The organism is Rheinheimera sp. EpRS3 (assembly GCF_001513785.1).
In the GTDB taxonomy this organism is placed as follows: Bacteria; Pseudomonadota; Gammaproteobacteria; order Enterobacterales; family Alteromonadaceae; genus Alishewanella.
In genome coordinates this window covers 522,550-540,703 of the sequence record NZ_LNQS01000009.1, presented here as the reverse complement: position 1 = coordinate 540,703, position 18,154 = coordinate 522,550, and the positions used below count along the sequence as shown (strand labels likewise).

Genomic DNA, 18,154 nt, shown 5'->3' with positions numbered 1-18,154 from the left:
AATGCTTGCTGCAGAGTTTCGCCAGCGTTTTTTATTGCAAACGGCCGCTAAAGCCGGGGCGATACTGCACAGCGATCAACATCAGGCTGCAGTGCTAATCCCCATTATTGATTACGGTAATAAGCTGCATGTGCTGTTTACCCAGCGGGCGCTGCACCTGCGCCATCACCCGGGGCAAATAAGCTTTCCGGGCGGCCGTATTGAACCCGGTGAGCAAAGTCATACTGCTGCACTACGTGAAGCGCACGAAGAAATTGGCTTAGCCCCAGCTGCGGTTGAGTTACTTGGCAGGCTGCCACTGCAAAGCACCAGTACCGGCTTTACTATCCAGCCCTGGGTTGGCTTGCTGCAACCGCAGCGCAGTTGGTTATTGCAAGCCGATGAAGTAGCTGGCATTTTTGAAGTGCCGTTAACGCATTTTTTGCAGCAGGAAAACCGTCATCAGTTCAGCCTGCCTCTTCGTGGTAAGGTGCAGCAACTGCATGCAATGCCGTATCAGGATAAATTTATTTGGGGCGCTACAGCGGCAATTTTGCACCGGTTGTGTGTGCAACTTGCGTAAGTGTAAATTTTACGATACGCAAACATACTCCCTGACGAGAAACCGGCTTGCTCTAAGCTAACCGTTGAAGCCCCGGACGGGCTGAGACGAGCCCCCAGGGATGGGTTTACGGCGTGTTGGCGTGAGCAAGCCGGTTTCTCTTCGAAGAAATACCGCTTTGCAGTTGGCTGTTTTACGCTGCTGTAATAAGCACCGACCAGTTACCAACTCACTTACAGAACACAACGCCTTCCGTTACAATGGCGCCATTATGCTAACCACCCGGCAGAATTTATTATGATTATCAGCGCTTTTGACATGTTCAGTATCGGCATAGGGCCGTCCAGCTCACATACTGTAGGCCCGATGCGGGCAGCGAAAAAATTTACCGACGATTTAACCAACAACAACCTGCTAGACAGCGTTACCGCCGTTAAAGTAGAGCTGTTTGGCTCATTAGGCCAAACCGGCATTGGCCACGGCACCGGCAAAGCAGTAATTTTGGGCCTGGCCGGCTACCTGCCGGAAACGGTTGATCCCGACGCTGTTCCCGGCTTGTTAAAGCAAGTCAGTGATGAGCAGCAAATCCGCCTGGCAAAAGTAAAACCGGTTAGCTTCCCGCGTGAAGGCGCCATTGTATTTCACCGGCGTAAAACTTTAAAAGAGCACTCCAACGGCATGGAGCTGATTGCCTATGATAAAGAAAAAAACATCGTGCTACGCGATGTGTACTTCTCTATCGGCGGCGGCTTTATAGTAAAAGCCGAAGACTTTGCCAAGGAAAAAGAGGCGGCCAGCCAGTTTGCTGCTGACAACCCACCACCGTTTCCGTTTGAATCTGGCGCGGAGCTGTTGGCACTATGTAAAGAACATGGCCTGTCGATTGCCGGTTTAATGCTGGAAAACGAAAAAGTATTACGCAGCCCGGCGCAGATTACTGACGAGCTGAACAATATCTGGTTAACCATGCGCGCCTGTATCGAGCGCGGCATTAAAACCGAAGGCATATTACCGGGCGGGTTAAAAGTAAAACGCCGCGCCCCGGCGCTGTATAAAAAACTGATGGCGGAAAAAAGTAACGATCCGCTGCAGGTGATGGACTGGGTAAACTTGTTCGCCCTAGCCGTTAACGAAGAGAACGCTGCCGGTGGCCGCGTAGTTACCGCCCCCACTAACGGTGCCGCCGGTATTATTCCGGCAGTACTAATGTACTACGACAAGTTTATTCAACCGGTAACCCCCGATATCGCCGTGCAGTATCTGTTAACCGCGGCCGCTATTGGCATTTTGTATAAGAAAAATGCCTCTATCTCCGGTGCCGAAGTCGGCTGCCAGGGCGAAGTGGGTGTGGCCTGCTCTATGGCTGCTGCCGCACTAACTGAAATTCAGGGCGGCACACCGTCACATGTAGAAAACGCCGCTGAAATTGGTATGGAGCATAATCTGGGGCTAACATGCGATCCTGTTGGTGGTTTGGTGCAGGTGCCCTGTATTGAACGTAACGCCATGGGATCGATTAAAGCCATTAATGCTTCAAGGCTGGCACTGCGTGGTAGTGGCGATCAAAAGGTATCACTGGATAAAGTGATTAAAACCATGTGGGATACCGGTAAAGATATGCAAACCAAGTACAAAGAAACCTCACGCGGTGGTTTGGCAGTTAATATCATCGAGTGTTAAGCAGTTGCAATGACGTATAAAGCAAGCCGGTATCAACACTTTGTAGCCGAACCGGTTTGCTCACACCAACACGCCGTAAATACATCCCTGTAGGCTCGACTATGAACTTCATCCATGAAGTTCATCCTGCGGACCAGCACAGCTGTTCAAATTCGCTCCCGGCGAATTTGTCAGCATCCATGCCTTCAACGGTTGGTTTAGAGCAAACCGATTCTTGCGTAGCCTGAGCTGAGGCTTACCCCGGCTTTTTCGCCCATGCTGCGCACCAGCCTTCGCTGTTCACCAGTTTGCCCGGGAAAATACCACATGGCCGCCACTGCTCACCTTCATTGCCCTGAATAAGGGCACAGTTGGCACAGTTTTGCCCGTCTTTTGCCGATTTGTGTAAATATTGCAATGCTTTCGCCTGTGGGTTTTCCGGATCCAGTTGCTCGTTGGCAAAAGCCTTTAAGCTGATGCCGCCCATACTTAAGCCCACTACACCGCCGGCCGATAGTTTTAAAAAACGTCTTCTGCTGGTTGTCATAACTTTTCCTCTGATATTGTCATTACACGTCTGCACTTAATGCTACTGTTATTGTTTTTAACCATCGCTTAGTACTACTGCGTTAAGCCGCAAGCGGTTTAGTTTGCTATGTAACAGAAAAAACTAAACCAAAGCGCCAACGTCACGTATCGGTTACAGCAATCAGTTTACAAACGTAGTGCATAGGATTCTTTGATGAGCAACAATATTATTATCACCGGTGCAGCACAGCGCCTTGGCCTGCATTGCGCGCTGGCATTAAAACACGCTGGCTACAATGTGATAGCAACCTGGCGCACAGAAAAACCCGGTTTAACACAGCTGCGTGACGCCGGGGTGCAATGCGTGCAACTGGATGTGACAGACAACACACAGCTAACCGATTTTATTGCCCAGATTAAACAACAACACAACAGCTTACGGGCACTGATCCACAATGCATCAGACTGGAAAAAAGATTTGCCGCAAAGCGACAATACGGTTACTGCGCTGGCCGGCGACAGTGCAGTATATGACGCCATGCAAGCTGTACATGCCAAAGCCCCCTACCTGCTAAACCGGGCCTTGGCACCACTGCTACAGGCCAATGACGGCATTAGCGATATTATTCACCTGACTGACTATGTTGCCAGTACCGGCAGCGGTAAACATATGGCGTATGCTGCATCTAAGGCGGCACTGGAAAACCTGACCTTCAGCTTTGCCAAAGCGCTGGCCCCGAAGGTAAAAGTAAATGCCATAGCCCCTGCTTTGCTTATGTTTAACAGCGATGACGATAATGAGTACCGTGAAAAAGCGCTGAAAAAGTCATTGCTGCAAATAGAGCCGGGAGCAAACGAAATGACAAACACAGTAGTGTATCTGCTTAACAGCCGTTACATCACCGGTAGAGTGCTTGCGCTGGACGGCGGAAGGCCCTTAGCTGGCAACTAGGCAGCAAAGACCGGCTTTATGGCAGCGGAAAATCATCCCGCTGCAGCACTAGGTGAAGCAGCGCCGGTCTGCTATCATTACCGGCTGTTTGTTAACCTGCCTTACCACCGTTAACAGGCAACCTATACTGATACCGCTTTGCTTGTGCAGGAACTCTTATGATTAACCACTTTCGCGTACTTGGTGTAAAAACCAATGCCAGCGATGACGATATTAAAAAAGCCTATAAGCGCTTCGCCAATAAGTATCACCCGGATAAACTGCTTGGCCTGACTGACGATGAAAAAGATCAGGCCGCAACCCAGTTACAACGGGTAAAGGCCGCTTATGAGGTGTTATCTGATGCAAAACAAAAAGCTGCTTTTATCAAAGATTTTAACAATGTTATTGTTACCGACCCCGCCTCTGCCATGCAGGAGCTGTGGGATCAGTACTATTCATAAAACATCATGGTCGTGAACAGGTTATGGCAAACAAACTGAATATGGCGCGCATTCGCGCCCTGCAAACTGATGCGCTGGAAAATATTGAATCCTACATGGATCCAGACACGCCCAAAGCGCTGGAGCAATTTACCGCAAAGATGAAAGCCATTTTATTGGCTGATCCACAAATGCTCGAATCCGTACCCGAGTATTTGCCAATGGCATTATACGGCCGGGTCAAGTTTCCGCCGGCGGCCAAAACGCAGTGGCAACAGTGGTTAAATAGCAGTACAGCACCACTTTGGGACGAGTTTAAAACCTCAGTAGCCTTTAACAACGCCGACGTTGAGCTGGTAAAAGCTATTCGTGCTTACTCTGAAGCGCAGTTAATCGAAGCCTGTGCTGTGCTGTTTTTACTTGAAGGTGGCAAAATTACCGCCAAACGCCGTAACGGTAGCGAAACCTATAACGAAGATCCAAGCTACGATACCGATGATGACGAAGAGACAGACAGCTACCACAGCGACTACGACAGCGACGATTACGGCAATGATGACGACAGCGACGAAGAAGGTTACGACGATCAGTACGACGACATTCGCTTTGACGGAGAAAAACCTTAATGACGACTAACTTAATTGAAATTGCCGTAGCAGAAATTAAACAGCTGGCCGTAGTAGAGCCCAAACAAGCCAGTAAAAAATTTGAGCTGATTGCCAATACTATGAGTGATGAGCAACTGGTAGAAGTGATTGAAAATATAGACATTGTTACGCTTACCCAGATTAACAGCGAGCATGATCTTTCCTTTCCTTCTATTATCTCTGAGCTGATGACACCCGAGCGTATCCGCGATATCGTCTGCCAGCAGCCGTTGTACTGGGAAGAAAAAATCAAAAACAATGCTGAAGAACTCAAGCAGCATACCTTTGATTTTTTAACTTATTTAATCCGCACCCAGGATAACGAAGACAAACAAGCCGCTATTTTAGAATGCATAGCAGAAGACCCTGCCGGGCTGTTTTATTTATCTATTCCGTTTATTGAAATTTACCGCGGCGAACAGATCGCCGATGAAGACTTTTACGCCGACACCCTGCACGAAGAAGAAGAAGATTTAGAAGAAGCCCTCAGCTACACCGAGCGGCAAATAACCGAAGACGCACACGGCCTGGGCTTTGACGATCCGCGCAGTTTACTGGCCTTGATCCGCCAGTTAGCACCGCAGGTAGAGCAAGCGATTAAAGCGCTTATTCGCAACGAAAACTCCGGCTGGGAAGGTATTATCAGTAAGTTCGCTACCGAGCTGGTGATGCAGGCAAAAGAGAAAAACCAGGCCACAGACGAATACGCCGAAGTAGACGACATGTTCAGCTTTCTCGACTAAGGAATAACGTCATGCAGTTAATGCTACGCGATGGCAGCTTTGGCCCGTTTTTAACCCAGGTTATCAGCAAAGCACAAGCCGACGACAAGCTCAGCCATCATGATTTGCAGCAAATTAAAAGCAAAGCCGTGCTGATGAGCTTAAAATTTGCCGATAAATTCTACAATAAATACAAAATGCACCTGCTGGAACAAGCAGCGCACGATATTATCGGCGTAGTCAGCTTGGGCCTGCTGGAGCTTAGCGATAATGACCCGGAGCGGGCGTTAACACTGCTGCTGGCGCCGGAGGGCGTGGTAAAGCCGTTTCAAAAAGGCTGGAATATGCTAAGCACCGTCAGCAAGAAAACCGGTAAAAACTCACTGTACGGCGATGTGGAAGAACAATTGCTGCAAAGCATTGCCACACCGCCCGATGCTGAAGAATGGAGCGGCTGGGCACAGTACCAGCAGGCACTGAAAGATCACCGCCGCACTCAGTCTATGCAGTTACTGCAGCAGCAGTTTTACGCCCGCAGCCACTTTGACGAGTTTGAGCATTTCAGCTTAGAAGAAGTGCTGGCCGAAGTGGTATTTTACCGCGCGCTTACCGGTGGCGATAAAGTACGCCAGGATTTAAAAAAGCGTATCCGCAATATTGAGCTGCAACCGCACTGGTTTAACGACACCTTTTTCCAGCTACAAACTGAAGCCACTTTGGCAGAGCTGCCAGCCGCCAATGCCGACGCTATCCGTAGCGATTTAGGCCAGCATTTTATTCCGGCACTGCTGCGAACGTTAAAATTTGCCAAAGACTATAAAACCATGGCACACACCGATGCCTCACCGGAAAAGCTCGACGCTTTTGAAGGTAAGCAAGGCTTAAGTAACCCGCTACTAGGCTGGCCGCAGTATTTAGAGCTATAAGCCGCGGCTCGCCGCGCAGCTAGGATGAACCAAAGCATAATGAATAAACATTTTTGCCACCTGGCAACTGCTACGCTGCTAAGCCTGTTACCGCTGCAAAATGCTACAGCCAATACAGAAGACACCGCAGCCGACGTATTGCGCGTTGCCCTGCCAGCCGCAGCCTGGGGTATGACACAGTATTTTGCTGATGACGAAGGCAGCACTCAGTTTTACTACAGCTTTGCCAGCACGATCGCGGCTACTTATGCACTGAAAACGGCTATCCATAAAAACCGCCCAGACGGCTCAGACGATGACGCCTTTCCTTCGGGTCATACCTCTATGGCGTTTCAGGGCGCGGCCTTTATGCAGCGTCGCTACGGCTGGAAATACGGCGCCCCGGCATATGCGTTGGCAACCTATGTCGGCTACAGCCGGGTAAACAATGATCATCACGACACCAGCGACGTATTGGCCGGTGCGCTAATCGGCATCGCCGCCAGCTACTGGTTCGCCGAACCGTTTTATGGCGTGCAAATTACTCCAACGGCTGGTTTAAATGGTGTGGGTTTACAGCTCAGTAAACATTGGTAAGGCAAGTGTGCAGCTGACAGCCATAATGCTGCCAGCGCATACGCTAAGTAACAAAAGTAAGCACCGGTCTGTATGGTCAGAGAATTTCAATGCCTTCGCATTTGTAAGGCCCAATGTACGTATCTTCCTGCAGCACTTCGCCATCAAGGTTAAAACAGAACAGGTAAGACTCGGTGCGCTCACCAATTTCAATGCTTTTTAACCCTATACATTCGTTTGGATGGCCCGGCAATATCTTAAACGATGAAATACCCCGTTCAGGATCGCGTGTGCCAACGGTAACGGTGCGGATATGGCTAAAGTCTTCGCTGGCAATAATAAGCGTATTGTTACCGCAGTCGGTTTCATCCCGGGCTCTGTCAAATGGAGCATCGGAAATTTTCCGCGGAAAAAACAGCCACTCTTTACGATAGGGGTGCCACTCTGCGGCTTCATGGATCACATAGCCTTCTTCGCTTAAATTCAGTGCCTGCTGCATCAACCTGTAACGGTCTCGCCAATCTACGCTGGACAACGCATAATCCCGCCGTAGTATTTTAATCCATTGATGAGAGCGCTTTCTGCCATGACTGCCAATAATCAGTTCATCGCCTTTGAGCGTTGCCCATTCACTTTTAAAACCTTTAAATTTTTCATCACCACTGCCAGCCATCAAAATATGGCGTGGCACAAGCTGATTTTCGTTGCGAATTTCACACACCAGGCCGGTACGATCATCAAAGGTCATCAGGCGTGAGCCAAACTTAACCAGCTCTGAAAACTCTGCTCCCCGGCCACCTTCCGCAATCAGGCTGATCAACTGGTGTTCACCACCCTGCTCCGCTGGCACCATTTCCAGCTTATAGCTTATTTCGCCGGTAACACTGTCCTGATGCCGGAACAACCGGTCATAGCGCAGTTTAGATGTCCAGGCAGTCTGTCCGTTCTCCAATTCCACTTTTGACGCATGATCTTCGTCAGTGATAATCGCCAAAGTGTAATCTGTCGTTTGGCTGTTATAACGTTCAAGACGTTCTAAATCGGCTTGCTTGGTCACACTAATCCCTTAAAAACTTACTGTAATACACGCTAATTTAGCAGCTTGACGCAAAGATCTAAACCCGATTGCCTATTCTGTATCAGCGCTATGGTATCAGCCAGGCATATATAACCTTTTACAGCGCAGCCATTTGCCGGAATAGCATTTGTGCGCTGGCGCACAGCCAGTATGCTGGCAACCCGCTACTATGGCGCAGAACACATCGGCTCAATATTGTTGCCGGTGCCGCGTTTTTAAGCGCCACAAGGAGCAACGCTATGCACTTTATCAGCAGCAAAGATAACGCCAAACTTTATGTCAAAGACTGGGGTGAAGGCCAACCGGTTATATTAATACATGGCTGGCCACTGTCTGCAGATTCCTGGGACGAGCAAGCTATGGCTATTGTCGCTGCCGGTTACCGCGCCATTAGCTACGACAGGCGTGGTTTTGGCCGCTCGTCACAACCGTGGAGTGGCTACGATTACGACACCTTAAGTGACGACCTGGCAGCAGTTATTGCCTATGCAGATGCCCCAAACGCAATCATTATCGGCTTTTCCATGGGCGGAGGTGAAGTAGCCCGTTATATGTCGCGCCATAACGCTAAATCGGTGGTAAAAGCAGCTCTGATTTCATCTGTGGTGCCGTTTCGGCTGAAAACTGAAGACAACCCCAGCGGCACCGAGCAGGAAGCGTTCGACAAAACTGCCCGCGCGATTAATAAAGACCGTGCGGCATTTTTTACCGAATTTTTTAATACATTTTTTGGCGTAGGTACGCCGGGTAATAACGTTAGTGACGAACTGCTCAGGCATATGGCCGCCGTTGCCATGCAAGGCAGTATCCGGGCAACGCTGGAATGCCTGAAGGCATTTTCCAGCACCGACTTTCGCCCGGATTTGGAACATTTCAAAGTACCAACACTGATTATTCATGGCACTGAAGATAAAACTGTGCCGATTGACGCCTCAGCCAGGCTGGCGGCAGCAGGCATTAGCCAGGCAACCCTTATTGAATACCAGAACGCGCCACACGGTTTATTTGTCACAGACAAAGACAAACTAACCAAAGATATTCTGGCGTTTATCCGTCAGTAATGGCTAAACAGGCTTAACGCTGCAACTGCATTTGGTAAATATGGTCAGCAAAATACTTACCGCCAATATTATGGGCGCTGGGTACAATTTGCTTAAGCACAAAGCCGCATTTGGTTAACACCTTTTCTGATGCGGTATTGCCTTCTGTTACCAATGCCTGGTAACGGTTTATCTGCTGTGTGTCCGTTGCCCAATTGATCAGCCCCTGCAGAGATTCCGCCGCATAACCCTTGCCACAGAATTCCGGTAGAAACAGATAACCCACTTCGGCAACGCCGTCTTGCAGCTGCAAGCCGGTAACCCTCAATTCTGCGCCGGTAACCTTATCAGCCACCACCAGCCCGAGCCAGTTGTCGCTGTCGGGCGTCCAGGGTTTAAGTCGCGCGGCAAACTTCTGTCTTATCATATCTTGCGGCGGCACATCAAAACACAGCGCCACTATTTGCGGATCAGTATGCAAGCGCAAAAACAACGGCCAGTGCTGTTGTTGTAACGGGCTTAACATTAAGCGGTTTGTTTCGATGTTGATCAAAGGTCTGTCCGATAGTTAGTGTGCTTCAAATGCTGCATGGGCGCTGCTCTCTGATGCAATTTTCTTCTAACTTAAAGAGCAAAGAGAACGCTGACAAAAAGGTATAGCAACACAGCACAAAAAAATAGTGACAAATAATACATGGCGCCTACGAAGGTACCTCTGCCAATAATGCCGAATGCAGATATCCTTTTCACTGGATCCTTATACCAACGACAAACACGCCAGTACATTACTGCGTAATAAAGCGAATACAGCGGGATCAGCGTATATAGCACCGCACGGCCATAAGGTTTACCAAAAATCATGGCCACAACAATCATCGAGCAAAGACAACCTAAATAGCCGTATGCACTGTATATGACAAGTGTTTCGCGAGTTTTATCATCCATTTTCTAATGTTATTACCCATATAAAAAGTAGATTCCCGGCGACAGATTTAGGCTGCTTTTACCAGAACTTGCAGCAGCGTACTCAGCTGTTGCAAGGCTATTGCAACTTTTTCCTGCTGTTGTTCAAAGGTTTGTAACGGTTCCAGCTTTGGCACTTCCACAGTAATTGATACCGATTTACCAGTTGCGCTTATGAGCTGATATTCAGTAAGGTAAGGTGCATATTTGTTAGTAATGGCTTCGAGTTGCTCAATAGCACCGGTAAAAAATACTTTGGCGTAGCCAGCCGTCATTTGATGACACAGATCCATTGATGTTGCTAAACCTGCCGGCCTGAACTTAATCCAGGTACTACCGGCCGGACGTGGCTTTGCAGCTTGCACACCAAGCAGCGGGAAATGCCGCTCCGCGTACATGACATATTTCTCAACAAAAACTGTCATTTCCCGGCTAAATAACGGCTGATACCCCCTACGATTTTGCTCTATGGCTTCCTGTATTACTTTTGCTTTGTAGCCAAAGCGATTATCGCGAAAACGTCTTGGCGAAAAATAAGCCAGAATTTCCTCATAACTAACTTCGCGATCGTACAGCTCTGTTTGGCGTGAAGACGCTAAATAGCGTTCCGGCGACAAGGCAGGTTTTAAATGAATCCCAAAAGCCATCTACCTCACCTTGCTCACCACGATTTCTATAGCCTTGCGCTTGTTGTGGCTGAGGCGGCGCATCAATTTTATTTTCAATCAAAATTGCAATGCGTTCACCGCTTTGCGATAAGAAGATAAACAGTAAATCAGACTCACGATTGTCGCCGGCAACCACTGAGTGCCATGCACCGCCAGCGGCGTTGTAAACCGTACAACCAAATAATCTGGCACTAAACCAATCACGAAACTCATCACTGACTGTCAGCTCTTCCAATATCAGCAGACCAATATCCCGCTCATTGATAGAAGCAATAAAATTCATATCTTTCATATTTTACCAATGGTTTGAGTGCCGTTTTTTTGGATTATCCGGTGCTGTTATGGTTTAGCCTTATTGGCTTAGTTTACTTAACAAATTAGCTTTAACGGCTGGCCATTCACTGGCAATAATGGAATAAACCACTGTATCGCGGTAAGAGCCATTTTCCATTATCTGATGGTTACGTAAAATACCATCTTGCTTAGCGCCAAGCCGCTCGATGGCAGCACGTGATGCCCGGTTAAAATAATGGGTGCGAAACTCTGCGGCAATGGCGTTTAGTTGTTCAAATAAATGCGCTAACAATAGCAGCTTGCATTCGGTATTAACCGGCGTTCTTTTAGCACAATCGGCATACCAGGTATAACCAATCAGCGCTCTTCTGTTTGGTGCATCAACATTGTAATAGCGCGTTGTTCCTACAATTTCACCTGTTGCTGTTGACCTTACCGCATAAGGTACATCGCCATGCGCTGCAGCAGCGATGGCCGCAGCAACGTAATCTGCCATCTGGTTTACTGCAGGTACATGAGCAAACCATAGTTTGCCGGGCTCACCATCTGCCACTGCATGTTGTAACGGCCCGATATGGCTTTCTGCCAAAGGCTCCAGCGTAACAAAACGGCCAACCAGTTCTTGTTGTTTAATCCACATAGTATTTTAACCCGACAATTTTTAACTACTGATTTTTGATGATATCAGGCCGCGCTGTTATCTGAATTGGCGCAACTGGATATGGTTGCCATCTGAGTCTGCGATATTGCACACGGTAAATAGCGGATTAGACCATAAACCTTCAAATGACCGGCCACCCAGCTCTTCTGCTTTTAGCTTTGCATCTTCAATATTATCAACGGTTAAAAACAGTTTTACGCTATTAAAATCCGGCGGCGGCATCGTTACCGGTGGCGTATGAATAACAATGTTAAAACCATCTTTAACCAGGCTGATCAACTCAGTTGTCTCCCGGATCACGTCCATCGCAAAAAGCGCTGTGTAAAATCCGGCCAGATTTTTTATGTCGTTTGAATAAACTAAAGCACCATGTTTTGCCGGGCCGTTCATTAAATCCCCTCAAAGGTTGAAATTAAAATGCGTTATAACGCAGCCTGATTAAACACTATCGTAAGACAACTAAAGTTTACTGCTACAAGCGCAATAACATGCATACTTTTACTGAACTTACCTTTACAAGCAGACGCTACGATCCATATAGTAAAAGCGGTCGTCCTCGTCATTTATGCTAAAGCCGTGGCGTTGGTATAATTGCACAGCCGGGCTGTTTTTAAATACTCTTAGCCTGAGTTGGCTCGCTTTGGATGCCCTGGCTAACTTTTCTACTTCTGCCAGTGCTAAAGCACCAATGCCCCGGTTTTGAAACTGTTGATCTACTTGCAAATCGCGCAGGTAGCAGCCCTCACTGTCAAAAGATAATCTCATAACTCCTACGACCTGGCCTGCCATTAAAATGTCCCAGTTAAGCAATTGCTGAGTCATGTCCCGGATTTTCGCCTTATCCCACTCTACCGAATATTGTGCGTAATATGAACGCATATTGGTAAGGGTTAACTCTGCAGCTTTTGCTAAATCCTCAGCAGGCCGAAAGGTAATCACAGTCATAGCCTGCTTACATTGCACAGGCGTTTGAGGTGTGCATGGCTTTGATGTGCTGTGGTGAAGGATCACTGGCCAATCTTCCATATAGTGCGGAATCAGAAACAATACCATTGATTTCCCAGCGCTGCCTCAGTAAGCCCTCTTGATAGAACCCAAGCTTTTCTAGTGCTTTTGCTGAGGACTGGTTATCCGGGTCGATTTCAGCCTCAATCCGGCGAAGGCCCAGAGAATTGAAGCCATATTGAATTAGTGCTTCACCAGCCTCAGTAATATAGCCCTTACCCCAACAAGCCCGGCTTAAACCAAAACCGATTTCAGCCCGTTTCGATTCTTTGTCATAACTAAACAACATACATTTGCCAACCAACTCAGCAGTAGACTTAACATATACGCCAAGCACCAGTGATTCTTGACGCTGCATCGCATCGTTGCTGTTATCTACGAAACGATAAGCATCCTGAATGCCAGACCAGGGTGGCGTATTCCAGTACTTCATTACCTCAGGATCAGAAAATATTTCCAGTAAGCTGGCCGAATCAGCGGATACTAAAGGTTTCAATGTTAACCGCTCAGTTTCAATAACCGGGAAAAACAACATTTCTGACATTCATTGCTCCATTTTTGACACTGTTCTTACCGCAGCGGTCCTTAACGCTAAAAAGCTGCGGTGTTATCAGGCTTTTGTTACTTTACCGGTTAAAAGGTGTACAGCCTCTGTAATCGCTGTCGCCCCTTCTTTGGGTTTAGCCTGAAAAATAAAATGAGGGCCGTCAAGCTCTGCAAAGGTAATGTCGCTGTAGGCTTGCACAAACTCCAGCCTTTTCCGCTGATGCACCAGCATATCGTGTGCAGCGCCAATATATACCGTCGGAACGCCCGACTTAAAGCCGTCATATTTTGCCTGAGCGATGACTTTAAGCCTTAATTTAAGAGCGCGAACCGGAGCGGCATCTATAGCGCGTCTGAACAACTCAATTTCTTTATTGCCGGCGTCTTTCCCCAGAAAGAACAGCCTGTAAACGATGCCGGAAAACGGCAGATGGGCGAAATAGCGTATTGGTAACAACGACGCAAAGTGCGCCATCAACTTTTTCGGCGCCGATAAGAACGAAGCAACAAAGATTATGCCTGTTAAATGCGGCACTAGCTGCTGTGATAGCAATGCGGCAATACCGCCGGAGAATGACTCGGCAACAAGAATAAAATCCTCATCAGGAAGGCGTTTTAATATCCACTCTGACAGAGACTTATAATCTTGCGCGCCCTCGTTTGGTAGCGGTAAAACTATTACCTCTATGCCCTGAATATTCGCCACCAGCGGGCCAAACAACATTCCGGTTCCATCCATTCCGGGTAATAGCACTAACTTCAATTTTTACGGCCTTTTTTACCACAACTTACGCCTTCTTTAGGCTGGATTTTGTTGGTATTTCTCAAAACCATGATTTCCAAACCCCGCAACAGCGCAAGCAATATCAAAAACCAAGCATTTTGCATAAGAACGACACTAAAGCCAGCATGCAAAACCAGCTGAACCTGGTGCCAACTGCATTGCAGCACCGGATAATAACGGAACTGAATTAAACAGCGTGTTATATTTGCTGCTTTTCAGGACCACAGACAAAACGCTCTTCCCCGAGGTGATAAATATTGTTGACAGCCACATAAGCCCCTGACAATACTCCTGAAATTGGAAGAAGAACCAGCCCGCTGATCGAGTAGAAGCTATTAGCCTCCTCGAAGCCATTGATGACCTTAAGCGTTTTGCGGTCACTTGAGATTTCACAACGATTAACCTTAACTTGGTCATCTTGTGGAACCATTACACAGCCACTCAACAGTCCTGAAAGCAGTAATAACACTGTTACATTTTTCACTTTAAAGTCCTTCTCAAATGCTACCTATTTCAGCTTTGGCAGAAACGATAAATCGACGTAGTATTTTGCTGGGTTGCCCTGGGCGATAAATACTCTGATCGTTTCTTGCTTGATATAAGCAGACGGGTCAAACCACAGATTATTACTTTTAAAGATATGAATATCAGACGTGGCCGGGTTTTGCCACTGCGTTAACACCCGAAACGGGTGTTTGCCATTTACGGACAACGCCGTATTCTGTTCAACGCTCTGGTACTGGGTGTCTATTGCCACGCCACTGGTTTTTAGCCTTTCATCCTGCCGGCCTTTTAACGCGATAAACACAATAATGACGGCGCCTACCAGAAAAAATACCGCGCCCATACCCGCTAAAATAAGCGCAACGCTCCACAGCGAAAAGAAGTCATTAATTTTGGCATCTGATGGCCGCGCGGCCTGGTACAGCACTTCTACCTGCTCGCCTTCGGCATAACGCGCCGGATTACTGCCGGCTGACGGGGCAAATTCAATGACCTGGCCGTTTTGGGTAGTAAACTCAACTAAAGGCCGGTAACTAATGGAATTACTCGTGCGTGATACCAACAGCTCCACCACAATACCTTCTGCCGTTGCGGCCTCTTTTAAAAATGAGCTGGTACTGTTGTAAACAAAAAACGCCCCCGCCAGCATAGCAAAGCCAACTAAAGTGAATAAATATTTAACGATTGCAATGACTTTCATGTTTGATCCCAGTATGTACTTTGTATTATTAGCCGCGGTTACATTTGCAGAGCCAAAGCGCTGCCTCTTTCCTTTACCTGTCTTAGTCAGCCAATAACGCTGTTAGTGGCTTGCACAGGCGTTATCCATAACAGCAGCAGAAATATCCGCCATAAGATAGTTTTGTGCTTCTGCTGCTGATATCGCTATATGGCCAAACACCAGCCCGTCACCGGTAACGGTTAACGTACGTGATTCACAGGCTATTGCGACGGGCACGGCTAAACTGCCGGATTTACCTTCGCGCTGTAATTTAAGCGTTGTTCTGCCAACCAGATCGCCTTCAAGATACCATTCATCAAAATAAGGGCCGCCGACCATATCACGGTAAACAAAGTTGGCATCTGGCTTAAAGCTGCCGGTTGTTGCATTAAGTTTCAGTGCACGGTTAAGTTGAGGCGGCAGGCGCAACCAACCCAGCACGCGGCTATTACCCAGCCGGTAGCCGCTATCTTGCTGGGTAAGCGGTATCGCCTCACGGGAAGAATACACCGGCCCCGCATTTTGTTGCGCTACCACAACAGCATACGGGTTCACCTGCGCCACAATAGCTACATGGCCATAGGGATTAAATAACGACGGGCCATAAACAATAATATCGTCCGCCGCTGGCATGGTGGTACCGCCGTTATGGTATTGCAGTAAAGCGCGTTGTTCATTTAAGGCGCCATCAGGCAGGGTTTGGTCAAAAAATGTTTTGGCGTGCCCGTAAGAATCTGGCATCTGATGGCCAAACCTTTCATAGTAATAGCGTTTTACAAACTCGATACACTGATACCTGATACCAAGGTTGTAACCACCCGTGGATAAGTTTCTGCCATGCGACTGATTTACCCCGCCGTTATAGTAAATAGCCACGCCGTTTAAATCATCAATCTGCGTACCCGGCAAAACACTGCTGCCCAGCGGCATGCGGGTAATAAGCTGATAGGCGCCAAACACTGCTGCAATAAGTACAAATATCGCAAGCAGCCACTTCATGGTTTTATTCACAAATACATCTCATCCTTTGCTAATACGGCACAGAGTTATTCAGTTGTTTAATTCTTTGCTCTGCAACCTGCATTACTACCCTAAGCACTTATATACAGCATAAAACAGGCGGGCTATGGTTTGGTCCCCTTTTGCGGGAGCAAGAGTTTATTCTGTCAGAGGAATGTAAATCAAGTATTTTATGTTGTACAAACTTATGTAACTTTCGTTACGCGACCGGATAAAAGCCCGCAACCGGCCAAAGCGGCGGCCAATACCGAGAATAGCAATACAGCTTCTACCGCTTCGAGCACCCACAACGTCAGGCCCGACAGCAACAGCCAGAGCATCGGCATAAAAGCAACAAGCCACAAACGCCAACCCCGCAGCAGAATAAGCATCAGGCCAAGTGTCGTTATTGCTGTGGGATCAGCATGAATGCCAAACACCTGTGCCTGCCACCAACTGCTGCCGCTATCTGTTGCAACAAGGAGCGGTGCAATAAGTGGCTGGACAATCAGGCCGGTAACAGCAATGGCAATACCGATTGCCACGCCAATAGCAGCCAGGCGGCTGCCAGCTACAGGGCCTATTTTAGTGGCCGGCGTCTTACTTAAGCCAAAACCGGTTAGCGCCAGCCATAACAGCAGTATGGCCTGAGCCAAAAAAGCGTAGCCAACATAGTTACCCGCCCAGTTAAGCTGAGCATAGTGCTGGATAAAAAACACCACGGCAACAAAGGCCCAAACCGGTGCCATTAACAGGCAAGCCAGCCGGCCACGCTGCTCATATTTCCGTACAAACAGCGCCAGCATAAGCGCTGCGGCGCCCAGTGTCAGGCTAACTAAATGCAGTGGCCACCAGGTTTCGCTTATACGCTCAAGCAGGCGAAAATACACGTCGGCACTAAAAGGAACAAAATCTTGCAGCTGGTAGCTGGCAAAGCTATTCATACGGCTTCTATAAAGCGCGCCATTTGCTTACGGGCAGCGGCAGATGGCATGGGGTTAAGGCCGGCGCGCATATTTTCCTGTAAATGCTCAATTCGGGTAGTTGCCGGAATAGCGCAGCTAATAGCCGGGTGGCTAACAATAAACTTCAGCAAAAATTCTGCCCAGCTGGTGCAGCCCCACTCGGCCGCCCAGCCAGGCAAAGGCTCGGCGCGCCGCTTCAGGTTTTTAATCAAACTACCGCCGTTGTAAGGCCGGTTGGCAATTACCGCTACGCCCTTCTCTGCTGCCAATGGCAGCAAACGGCTTTCTGCTTCGCGCTCAGTAATATTGTAAGTTAGTTGCACAAAGTCGATATCTTCAGAGTTCATAATCTGTTCAACCTCATCGTGCCGGCGGCCATGTGAGGTAGTAATACCAATATAGCCAACCTTGCCTGCCGCTTTTAGCTCTCGCAGCACCGCCAGGTGTTCGCGCCAGTCACTCAGGTTATGTACCTGCAGTAAATTAAATTGCGGGATATTCCAGCGCTTTTGCAAATCGGCAACCTGCTCGCGCGCTGAGCCACCAGCCGGGCTCCAGACTTTTTCAGCAGCAAACAGGTTATCGGTTATACCTAGCTTCGATAAGGCGTGACCCATTACATCGGGTGCCGAGCCATACATAGGAGATGAGTCAATCAGGCCACCACCCAGTTCAAAGAAGGTTTTTACCAGTTCGGTACGAGCAGCCAGCAACTTGGCATCGTTACCAACATTAAAGGTACGCCAGGTACCCATGCCAATTACCGGTAGCGCTTTATTGCTATTGGGAATGGGCTTTTGCCAGCGCCCGCCGCCAGCTGCAAAACCGGGGAATGCCGGTAACAAGCTAGCAGCCATAGCGGCAGCAAGTAATTTAAGGCTTTGTCTGCGGGTTAAGCGATGTACGCGATGCTGCATAATATAAGCGCCCCTTCAGATCATGTCGCTGGGCACGGTATGGCGCCAGGCAGCAAA

At 48.3% G+C, this 18,154-nt stretch carries 25 protein-coding genes; 9 read left to right on the top strand and 16 right to left on the bottom strand.

All coding sequences use genetic code 11. The features are described from left to right. The first annotated feature begins 1 nt into the window (after position 1). Both AR688_RS14970 and AR688_RS14965 read left to right on the top strand, forming a co-directional pair. Complete coding sequence (locus AR688_RS14970) at positions 2 to 562, top strand: CoA pyrophosphatase (protein WP_068235587.1); 561 nt, start codon at positions 2 to 4, stop codon at positions 560 to 562. Positions 563 to 838: 276 nt separating this feature from the next. Further along, a complete protein-coding gene (locus AR688_RS14965; protein ID WP_068235584.1) occupies positions 839 to 2,221 on the top strand; it encodes an L-serine ammonia-lyase in 1,383 nt (460 codons plus the stop codon). 235 nt (positions 2,222 to 2,456) lie between these two features. Here AR688_RS14965 and AR688_RS14960 read toward each other — a convergent pair whose 3' ends face one another. Beyond that, positions 2,457 to 2,747 (bottom strand): high-potential iron-sulfur protein, encoded by a 291-nt coding sequence (locus AR688_RS14960; protein ID WP_068235581.1) that lies wholly within the window; start codon positions 2,745 to 2,747, stop codon positions 2,457 to 2,459. 195 nt (positions 2,748 to 2,942) lie between these two features. Between AR688_RS14960 and folM the strand changes: the two genes are divergently transcribed. The 6 genes from folM to AR688_RS14930 all read left to right on the top strand — a co-directional run bounded on the left by folM (position 2,943) and on the right by AR688_RS14930 (position 6,973). Further along, on the top strand, positions 2,943 to 3,680 hold the full coding sequence (gene folM, locus AR688_RS14955; RefSeq protein ID WP_068235578.1) for a dihydromonapterin reductase: 738 nt from the start codon (positions 2,943 to 2,945) through the stop codon (positions 3,678 to 3,680). 158 nt (positions 3,681 to 3,838) lie between these two features. Beyond that, on the top strand, positions 3,839 to 4,123 hold the full coding sequence (gene atcJ, locus AR688_RS14950; protein WP_068235575.1) for a cold adaptation protein ActJcold adaptation protein ActJ: 285 nt from the start codon (positions 3,839 to 3,841) through the stop codon (positions 4,121 to 4,123). A 23-nt stretch (positions 4,124 to 4,146) separates the two neighbouring features. Beyond that, positions 4,147 to 4,728, top strand: a complete 582-nt coding sequence (gene atcA / locus AR688_RS14945) for a cold adaptation protein AtcA (RefSeq protein WP_068235572.1) — start codon at positions 4,147 to 4,149, stop codon at positions 4,726 to 4,728. Continuing rightward, positions 4,728 to 5,492 (top strand): cold adaptation protein AtcB, encoded by a 765-nt coding sequence (gene atcB, locus AR688_RS14940; protein ID WP_068235569.1) that lies wholly within the window; start codon positions 4,728 to 4,730, stop codon positions 5,490 to 5,492. The genes atcA and atcB overlap by 1 nt, the downstream gene beginning before the upstream one ends. Positions 5,493 to 5,503: 11 nt before the next feature. Next, positions 5,504 to 6,397 carry a cold adaptation protein AtcC gene (gene atcC / locus AR688_RS14935; protein WP_068235565.1) on the top strand — a complete coding sequence of 298 codons (894 nt, stop codon included), beginning with the start codon at positions 5,504 to 5,506 and terminating at the stop codon, positions 6,395 to 6,397. A 39-nt stretch (positions 6,398 to 6,436) separates the two neighbouring features. Then, positions 6,437 to 6,973 (top strand): phosphatase PAP2 family protein, encoded by a 537-nt coding sequence (locus AR688_RS14930; protein ID WP_156420323.1) that lies wholly within the window; start codon positions 6,437 to 6,439, stop codon positions 6,971 to 6,973. Between the two features lie 76 nt (positions 6,974 to 7,049). On the opposite strand, the gene AR688_RS14925 is transcribed toward AR688_RS14930, so the two are convergent. Further along, positions 7,050 to 8,009 carry a hypothetical protein gene (locus tag AR688_RS14925; RefSeq protein ID WP_068235559.1) on the bottom strand — a complete coding sequence of 320 codons (960 nt, stop codon included), beginning with the start codon at positions 8,007 to 8,009 and terminating at the stop codon, positions 7,050 to 7,052. Between the two features lie 260 nt (positions 8,010 to 8,269). On the opposite strand from AR688_RS14925, the gene AR688_RS14920 reads away from it, so the two are divergent. Continuing rightward, positions 8,270 to 9,091, top strand: a complete 822-nt coding sequence (locus AR688_RS14920; protein WP_068235962.1) for an alpha/beta fold hydrolase — start codon at positions 8,270 to 8,272, stop codon at positions 9,089 to 9,091. A gap of 13 nt (positions 9,092 to 9,104) precedes the next feature. Here the strand turns inward: AR688_RS14920 and AR688_RS14915 are convergent, their stop codons facing one another. From AR688_RS14915 to AR688_RS14850, 14 genes are all read right to left on the bottom strand, one after another. After that, a complete protein-coding gene (locus AR688_RS14915) occupies positions 9,105 to 9,623 on the bottom strand; it encodes a GNAT family N-acetyltransferase (protein WP_197412237.1) in 519 nt (172 codons plus the stop codon). Positions 9,624 to 9,694: 71 nt separating this feature from the next. Further along, positions 9,695 to 10,015, bottom strand: coding sequence for a hypothetical protein (locus AR688_RS20230; RefSeq protein ID WP_156420315.1), 321 nt, complete (start codon positions 10,013 to 10,015; stop codon positions 9,695 to 9,697). Between the two features lie 47 nt (positions 10,016 to 10,062). Next, entirely contained in the window at positions 10,063 to 10,680 is a 618-nt protein-coding gene (locus AR688_RS20225) for a hypothetical protein (protein ID WP_156420314.1), read from the bottom strand. Beyond that, positions 10,589 to 10,993, bottom strand: a complete 405-nt coding sequence (locus AR688_RS14905) for a hypothetical protein (protein WP_068235553.1) — start codon at positions 10,991 to 10,993, stop codon at positions 10,589 to 10,591. The genes AR688_RS20225 and AR688_RS14905 overlap by 92 nt, the downstream gene beginning before the upstream one ends. 60 nt (positions 10,994 to 11,053) lie before the next feature. Beyond that, complete coding sequence (locus AR688_RS14900) at positions 11,054 to 11,635, bottom strand: GNAT family N-acetyltransferase (protein ID WP_068235549.1); 582 nt, start codon at positions 11,633 to 11,635, stop codon at positions 11,054 to 11,056. Between the two features lie 57 nt (positions 11,636 to 11,692). Continuing rightward, complete coding sequence (locus AR688_RS14895) at positions 11,693 to 12,046, bottom strand: VOC family protein (protein WP_068235546.1); 354 nt, start codon at positions 12,044 to 12,046, stop codon at positions 11,693 to 11,695. Positions 12,047 to 12,169: 123 nt separating this feature from the next. Beyond that, positions 12,170 to 12,601, bottom strand: a complete 432-nt coding sequence (locus tag AR688_RS14890) for a GNAT family N-acetyltransferase (RefSeq protein WP_068235543.1) — start codon at positions 12,599 to 12,601, stop codon at positions 12,170 to 12,172. 7 nt (positions 12,602 to 12,608) lie between these two features. Beyond that, positions 12,609 to 13,205, bottom strand: coding sequence for a GNAT family N-acetyltransferase (locus AR688_RS14885; protein ID WP_068235541.1), 597 nt, complete (start codon positions 13,203 to 13,205; stop codon positions 12,609 to 12,611). Between the two features lie 66 nt (positions 13,206 to 13,271). Then, positions 13,272 to 13,961: an alpha/beta fold hydrolase gene (locus AR688_RS14880; RefSeq protein WP_331458834.1), complete on the bottom strand. Its 690-nt coding sequence runs from the start codon at positions 13,959 to 13,961 to the stop codon at positions 13,272 to 13,274. Between the two features lie 229 nt (positions 13,962 to 14,190). Then, positions 14,191 to 14,475, bottom strand: coding sequence for a hypothetical protein (locus AR688_RS14870; RefSeq protein WP_068235532.1), 285 nt, complete (start codon positions 14,473 to 14,475; stop codon positions 14,191 to 14,193). Between the two features lie 24 nt (positions 14,476 to 14,499). Further along, on the bottom strand, positions 14,500 to 15,195 hold the full coding sequence (locus tag AR688_RS14865; protein ID WP_068235529.1) for a DUF3592 domain-containing protein: 696 nt from the start codon (positions 15,193 to 15,195) through the stop codon (positions 14,500 to 14,502). Positions 15,196 to 15,297: 102 nt separating this feature from the next. Next, positions 15,298 to 16,215: a CHAP domain-containing protein gene (locus tag AR688_RS14860; RefSeq protein ID WP_082694796.1), complete on the bottom strand. Its 918-nt coding sequence runs from the start codon at positions 16,213 to 16,215 to the stop codon at positions 15,298 to 15,300. Positions 16,216 to 16,421: 206 nt separating this feature from the next. Continuing rightward, positions 16,422 to 17,159, bottom strand: coding sequence for an MFS transporter permease (locus tag AR688_RS14855; protein WP_068235526.1), 738 nt, complete (start codon positions 17,157 to 17,159; stop codon positions 16,422 to 16,424). Next, complete coding sequence (locus AR688_RS14850; RefSeq protein WP_068235523.1) at positions 17,156 to 18,097, bottom strand: aldo/keto reductase; 942 nt, start codon at positions 18,095 to 18,097, stop codon at positions 17,156 to 17,158. Before AR688_RS14850 ends, AR688_RS14855 begins: the two co-directional genes overlap by 4 nt. Positions 18,098 to 18,154 lie beyond the last annotated feature (57 nt).

What these genes read in the sequence shown, in the direction of transcription:
- AR688_RS14855 (WP_068235526.1), bottom strand. Translation starts at nt 17,159, where the DNA reads ATGAATAGCTTTGCCAGCTACCAGCTGCAAGATTTTGTTCCTTTTAGT.
- atcJ (WP_068235575.1), top strand. Translation starts at nt 3,839, where the DNA reads ATGATTAACCACTTTCGCGTACTTGGTGTAAAAACCAATGCCAGCGAT.
- AR688_RS14885 (WP_068235541.1), bottom strand. Translation starts at nt 13,205, where the DNA reads ATGTCAGAAATGTTGTTTTTCCCGGTTATTGAAACTGAGCGGTTAACA.
- AR688_RS14890 (WP_068235543.1), bottom strand. Translation starts at nt 12,601, where the DNA reads ATGACTGTGATTACCTTTCGGCCTGCTGAGGATTTAGCAAAAGCTGCA.
- atcB (WP_068235569.1), top strand. Translation starts at nt 4,728, where the DNA reads ATGACGACTAACTTAATTGAAATTGCCGTAGCAGAAATTAAACAGCTG.
- AR688_RS14905 (WP_068235553.1), bottom strand. Translation starts at nt 10,993, where the DNA reads ATGAAAGATATGAATTTTATTGCTTCTATCAATGAGCGGGATATTGGT.
- AR688_RS20225 (WP_156420314.1), bottom strand. Translation starts at nt 10,680, where the DNA reads ATGGCTTTTGGGATTCATTTAAAACCTGCCTTGTCGCCGGAACGCTAT.
- AR688_RS14900 (WP_068235549.1), bottom strand. Translation starts at nt 11,635, where the DNA reads ATGTGGATTAAACAACAAGAACTGGTTGGCCGTTTTGTTACGCTGGAG.
- atcA (WP_068235572.1), top strand. Translation starts at nt 4,147, where the DNA reads ATGGCAAACAAACTGAATATGGCGCGCATTCGCGCCCTGCAAACTGAT.
- AR688_RS14930 (WP_156420323.1), top strand. Translation starts at nt 6,437, where the DNA reads ATGAATAAACATTTTTGCCACCTGGCAACTGCTACGCTGCTAAGCCTG.
- AR688_RS20230 (WP_156420315.1), bottom strand. Translation starts at nt 10,015, where the DNA reads ATGGATGATAAAACTCGCGAAACACTTGTCATATACAGTGCATACGGC.
- folM (WP_068235578.1), top strand. Translation starts at nt 2,943, where the DNA reads ATGAGCAACAATATTATTATCACCGGTGCAGCACAGCGCCTTGGCCTG.
- AR688_RS14920 (WP_068235962.1), top strand. Translation starts at nt 8,270, where the DNA reads ATGCACTTTATCAGCAGCAAAGATAACGCCAAACTTTATGTCAAAGAC.
- AR688_RS14965 (WP_068235584.1), top strand. Translation starts at nt 839, where the DNA reads ATGATTATCAGCGCTTTTGACATGTTCAGTATCGGCATAGGGCCGTCC.
- AR688_RS14960 (WP_068235581.1), bottom strand. Translation starts at nt 2,747, where the DNA reads ATGACAACCAGCAGAAGACGTTTTTTAAAACTATCGGCCGGCGGTGTA.
- AR688_RS14895 (WP_068235546.1), bottom strand. Translation starts at nt 12,046, where the DNA reads ATGAACGGCCCGGCAAAACATGGTGCTTTAGTTTATTCAAACGACATA.
- AR688_RS14860 (WP_082694796.1), bottom strand. Translation starts at nt 16,215, where the DNA reads ATGAAGTGGCTGCTTGCGATATTTGTACTTATTGCAGCAGTGTTTGGC.
- AR688_RS14850 (WP_068235523.1), bottom strand. Translation starts at nt 18,097, where the DNA reads ATGCAGCATCGCGTACATCGCTTAACCCGCAGACAAAGCCTTAAATTA.
- atcC (WP_068235565.1), top strand. Translation starts at nt 5,504, where the DNA reads ATGCAGTTAATGCTACGCGATGGCAGCTTTGGCCCGTTTTTAACCCAG.
- AR688_RS14970 (WP_068235587.1), top strand. Translation starts at nt 2, where the DNA reads ATGCTTGCTGCAGAGTTTCGCCAGCGTTTTTTATTGCAAACGGCCGCT.
- AR688_RS14865 (WP_068235529.1), bottom strand. Translation starts at nt 15,195, where the DNA reads ATGAAAGTCATTGCAATCGTTAAATATTTATTCACTTTAGTTGGCTTT.